This window comes from Nocardiopsis trehalosi NBRC 14201, assembly GCF_001552555.1.
GTDB lineage: Bacteria > Actinomycetota > Actinomycetes > Streptosporangiales > Streptosporangiaceae > Nocardiopsis_B > Nocardiopsis_B trehalosi.
Map to the genome: position 1 here is coordinate 1 of NZ_BCRK01000292.1, position 4415 is coordinate 4415.

General features: G+C 71.9%; 3 protein-coding genes and 1 pseudogene. 1 reads left to right on the top strand and 3 read right to left on the bottom strand.

The features are described 5' to 3' along the window. Nucleotides 1-64: 64 nt before the first annotated feature. The 3 genes from NT8_RS27345 to NT8_RS27355 all read right to left on the bottom strand — a co-directional run bounded on the left by NT8_RS27345 (nt 65) and on the right by NT8_RS27355 (nt 3765). Nucleotides 65-1291, bottom strand: a complete 1227-nt coding sequence (locus tag NT8_RS27345; protein WP_067975793.1) for a class I SAM-dependent methyltransferase — start codon at nt 1289-1291, stop codon at nt 65-67. Between the two features lie 129 nt (nt 1292-1420). After that, nucleotides 1421-2407: an NAD-dependent epimerase/dehydratase family protein gene (locus NT8_RS27350; RefSeq protein ID WP_067975795.1), complete on the bottom strand. Its 987-nt coding sequence runs from the start codon at nt 2405-2407 to the stop codon at nt 1421-1423. A gap of 5 nt (nt 2408-2412) precedes the next feature. Next, nucleotides 2413-3765 carry a nucleotide sugar dehydrogenase gene (locus NT8_RS27355; protein ID WP_067975797.1) on the bottom strand — a complete coding sequence of 451 codons (1353 nt, stop codon included), beginning with the start codon at nt 3763-3765 and terminating at the stop codon, nt 2413-2415. A 373-nt stretch (nt 3766-4138) separates the two neighbouring features. On the opposite strand from NT8_RS27355, the pseudogene NT8_RS27360 reads away from it, so the two are divergent. Continuing rightward, nucleotides 4139-4415: pseudogene (locus tag NT8_RS27360) on the top strand (activator-dependent family glycosyltransferase); the annotation flags it as partial.

A 4415-nucleotide genomic window follows, 5' to 3' on the forward strand; every position in this document is an offset into this window, starting at 1 on the left:
TGTGAACGGCCCGCGACCGGGAAGGGAGGACCCGGTCGCGGGCCGTTCTCGTGCGCCCCCCGGATCAGGAGATCCGGACCTCCGGGACGTAGGTCAGCCAGGTGCCGCCGGCGTCGCGGTAGGCGGTCTCCTTGGCCATGATCTCGTCGGCGTGGTTCCAGGCCAGCAGCAGCGCGCAGTCCGGGTACGGCGAGGAGAACGCCTCCGGCGGCCGCACCGGGATGTGCGTGCCCGGCGTCACCCGGCCCTGCTTGGCCGGGGTGCTGTCGCAGATGAACTCCAGCAGGTCCGGCCCGATCCCGGCGTAGTTCAGCACGGTCGCGCTCTTGGCGGTCGCCCCGTACCCCACGACCCGCTTGCCCTCGGCCTTGAGCCGGCGCAGCTCCGCCACCAGGTCGTCGCGGTTGCGCGCCACGCTCGCCGCGAAGCCCTCCAGCACCGCCGCGTCGGTGAGGCCGCGCGCGTCCTCCTCGGCGAGCAGCTCCCGCACCGCCGCCGACGGGGTCCGCGCGCCCGACAGCGCGAGCGTGTAGCGGATCTCGCCGCCGTGGGTGGGCAGCCGCTCCACGTCCACCAGCTCCAGGCCCGACGCCGCCGCCATGTTCTTCACCGACCGGGCCGTGAAGAAGTAGAAGTGCTCGTCGTAGATCTGGTCGAACGAGGACTTCGCCACGATGTCGCCCAGGTAGGGGTCCTCGAACACGAACACGCCGTTGGGCGCCAGCAGCGCCCGGATGCCCGCCAGCACCGAGTCGACGTAGGGGATGTGCGAGAACGTGTTGGCCGAGAACACGACGTCGGCCCGGCCGTGCGCCTCCAGCACCTCCAGCGCCACCGACTCCTCGAAGAAGTCCTTGCGCACGTTGATGCCCTGGGCGGCGGCCAGGTCGGCCACCCCGCCGGACGGCTCCACGCCCAGGTGGCGCACGCCGGCCTCGGCCACCACCTTCAGCATGATCCCGTCGTTGCTGCCGATCTCGACCAGGAACGGGTCGTCCCCGGTCAGCTCGGTGGTGAGGAACCGCTTGGCGACGCCCTCGAAGTGCGCCCGCATCACCGTCGACCCCGACGAGTGGTACGGGTAGTCCTGGTGGAACATCAGGTCCCGGGGGACCTCCTCCATGAGCTGGGCCATGGTGCAGTCCGCGCAGGTGCCCACCGCGAGCCGGTAGAAGAACTCCTCCGCGGTGCTGCCGGGCTCCCGGAACGCGTCCGCGATCGGCTGCCGGCCGAGGTCGAAGAACTCGGTGACGGTGCCGGAGCAGATACGGCATTCGGTCGTAGGCGACAAGATCGCTCCCTGTGTCGGTCGAACGGTGAGGTGGGACGGTGGTGGGCGGGCGCCCGTCCGCGGCCGGTGTCCCGCCGGCAGGACAGGCGTTCGACCGGTCGGGCCCCGGCGGGCCCGGCCGGCCGGGGGTCAGTCGGGGGAGCCGTCGGGCAGCTCCCGCCACCAGCGGGCCCCCCGGGCCCAGTCGACGGTCCGCGCGATGCCCTGCTGGAGGTCGGTGGCGCACTTCCAGCCGAGGAGGTCGAACGCCTTGGTGGTGTCGGGGACGCGCCGCACCAGGTCCTGGTAGACGTCGCCGAACCGCTCCTTGGTGACGATCCGGGTGAAGCCGCCCTCCAGCTCGGTGAGCTTCATGATCAGCTCGACCACGTGCCGGATGGGGATCTCCTGGGTGCCGCCGACGTTGAACGACTCGCCGTCGGCCCGCTCCGACGCCCCGATGGCGACCGTCGCGCTGATGGCGTCGTCGATGTAGGTGAAGCTGCGGGTCTGCAGGCCGTCGTCGTAGACGATCGGCGGCCGCCCGTTCAGCGCCCGGTGCACGCTCCGGCTGACCAGGAACGCCGGCCGCTGCCGGGGTCCGTACAGGTTGAAGTAGCGCACGATCGACGCGGTGAGCCCGTGCTGGCGGATGAACGCGAACGTCATGTGCTCGGCCAGCGCCTTGCTGGTGGAGTAGCTCCACCGGTTCGCCGACGTGGTGCCCAGCACCCGGTCGGCCTCCTCGTCCCACGGCACCGCCGGGTTCTTGCCGAAGACCTCGCTGGTGCTGGCGAACACCACCTTCGCCCCGGCGCGGGTGGACAGGTCGAGGACGGCGCGGGTGCCGCTGAAGTTGACGTCGATGACGTCCATCGGCCGGTGCAGGTACCGGTCGACGCCGACGACCGCCGCCAGGTGGTAGACGGTGTCGACCCCGGGCGTGATCACCGCAGCCAACGCGTCGGGGTCGCGGATGTCGCCCGAGACGTGCCGCACGTCGGCGCGGGTGTGCGGCTGGTCGGCGGCGGGCCGGCCGGTGTCGAAGACGGTGATCTCGTCCCCGCGGCGGAGCAGGTGGTCGACCAGGTGGCTGCCGACGAAGCCGCAGCCCCCGGTCACGACGACTCGTGCCATGGCGTCTACCGTCCGATCCCGCGGAAGGCGAACCCCAGCCCGGTGAGGGATTCGACGGTGGAACGGGGGAAGTGGGCGCGCCCGTCGACGACCACGCACCGGTCGCTGACGCGGGTGCGCAGGTCGGCGAAGGACAGGTCGGCGAACTCCCGGTGCCAGGCGAGGATCGCCAGGCAGTCGGCGCCCTCGGCGGCGGCCTCGGCGGTGGGCGCCAGGCCGGTGCGGAACGTCTTCTCCGCCTCGGCCGGATCGACCAGCGGGTCGTAGAGCACGACCTCCGCGCCGGCGTCGGCGAGCGCGGCGACCACCGGGGCGGTCGGGGTGGAGCGCACGTCGCCGGTGTCGTTCTTGAACGCCAGCCCGAGGATCGCCACCCGCGCCTGGTCGGGGCGCTTCCCCGCCTTCGCGATCTCCTCCAGGATCAGCCGCGCCGTGTAGCCCGGCATCCCGTCGTTGATCTCCCGCGCCGTGGTCACCGAGCGCAGGTCCAGGCCGTGCTCGCGCGCGGTGCGCCACACCATCCACGGGTCCTTGGTCAGGCACGACCCGCCCACGCCCACCCCGGGCAGCAGCACGTTGATGTTGCCGCCGCCCTTGGGCGCGGAGTTGGTCGCGCCGATGACCTCCATGACGTCCACCCCGACGGCCGAGCAGAACTTGCCCAGCTCGTTGGCGAGCGCGATGTTGTGGTCGATCCACCAGTTGTTGGCGAGCTTGACCACCTCAGCGGTCTCCAGCGACGAGCACGGGATCGTCTCCACGCCGAGGGCGCGCCGCCAGAACCGCTCGGCCCGCTCGGCGTCGCGCGGCGTGATGCCGCTGACCACGACCGGCAGGCTGCGCAGCTCGGCCAGCGCCGTACCCTGCGAGAGCCGCTCGGGGCAGAAGGCCAGGCCGATGTCGGTGCCGCAGCGCAGCCCGCCCTTCTCCAGCAGCGGGGCGACCAGCCGGCGCATCGTCCCCGGCGGCAGGGTGCTCTTCACGATGACGAGCTGGCCCGGGCGCAGGTGCCGGCTCAACTCCTCGCACGCCCCGCGCACCTGGGTGTCGGCCAGTTCGCCGCGGCCGTGCACGGGCGTGCCGACGGCCACGATGACGACATCGGACTCGGCGGTCCGGGCGTAGTCGGTGCCGACCGTCAGCCGCCCCGAGGCCGTCCCCTGGGCGAGCAGGTCGGTGAGGCCGGGCTCCTGGACGGGGCTGCCGCCGCCCGCGATCTCCTCGACGAGCAGCTCGTTGACGTCGACCCCGAACACCCGCAGGCCCCTGTCGGCCAGCGTCGCGGCGAGGCAGGACCCTACGTATCCCAGCCCGATGACCGAGGCTGTCACGTCCTCCCGGTCCGGCGGAAAAGACATGCTTGCTCCATTCGACTATCAGCTCGTTGGCTGCGAGTGGTCGGGGATTCGGCGGCGGATGCGAAATGGCAGGCGTGCCCGCCCGCAACGGGTGACCGGGGTGCCTTCGCGGCGGATTGGCCTTCGCGCCACCGGCGCCGCGTTCTGGATGGGCAGGAGGATAATGAATGGATTTCCCCCCGGTGGCGGACCTCGGGGAATCGTACGTGCGCCGTACCCGGTGGAACGGTCGGTGCGGCGGTGGTTATGGTAGCGGCGGTCCGGCGGGACGGGGCAACCCCCCGCGGTGCCGAACGTCCGGCGCAGCCTATTCGATTTCGCCGCTGCGGCATTGCCGCCGCGCTTTCGGCTTTTCCAAGGGGAGTGGTGGCCCGTGCGCATTCTGTTCGCGACCTCGGCGGAGAGGACGCATTTCCTGGGAATGGTGCCGATCGCGTGGGCGGCGCGGGCGGCCGGCCATGAGGTGCTGGTCGCCAGCCACCCCAAGCTCCGACCCGACGTCGTCGGCGCGGGCCTGCCCTTCGCGGCCGTGGGCCGCGACCACCTGCTGACCCGCCGTATCGGGCGCATCGACGCCCTCTCCGCCGCCGCCGGTCACGAGTTCGATTGGGGTGTGGGTGATGGGGGGGTGTTGTCGTGGGAGTACCTGC

Coding starts and splice junctions, on each gene's coding strand:
- NT8_RS27350 (WP_067975795.1), bottom strand. CDS start 2,407: ATGGCACGAGTCGTCGTGACCGGGGGCTGCGGCTTCGTCGGCAGCCAC.
- NT8_RS27355 (WP_067975797.1), bottom strand. CDS start 3,765: ATGTCTTTTCCGCCGGACCGGGAGGACGTGACAGCCTCGGTCATCGGG.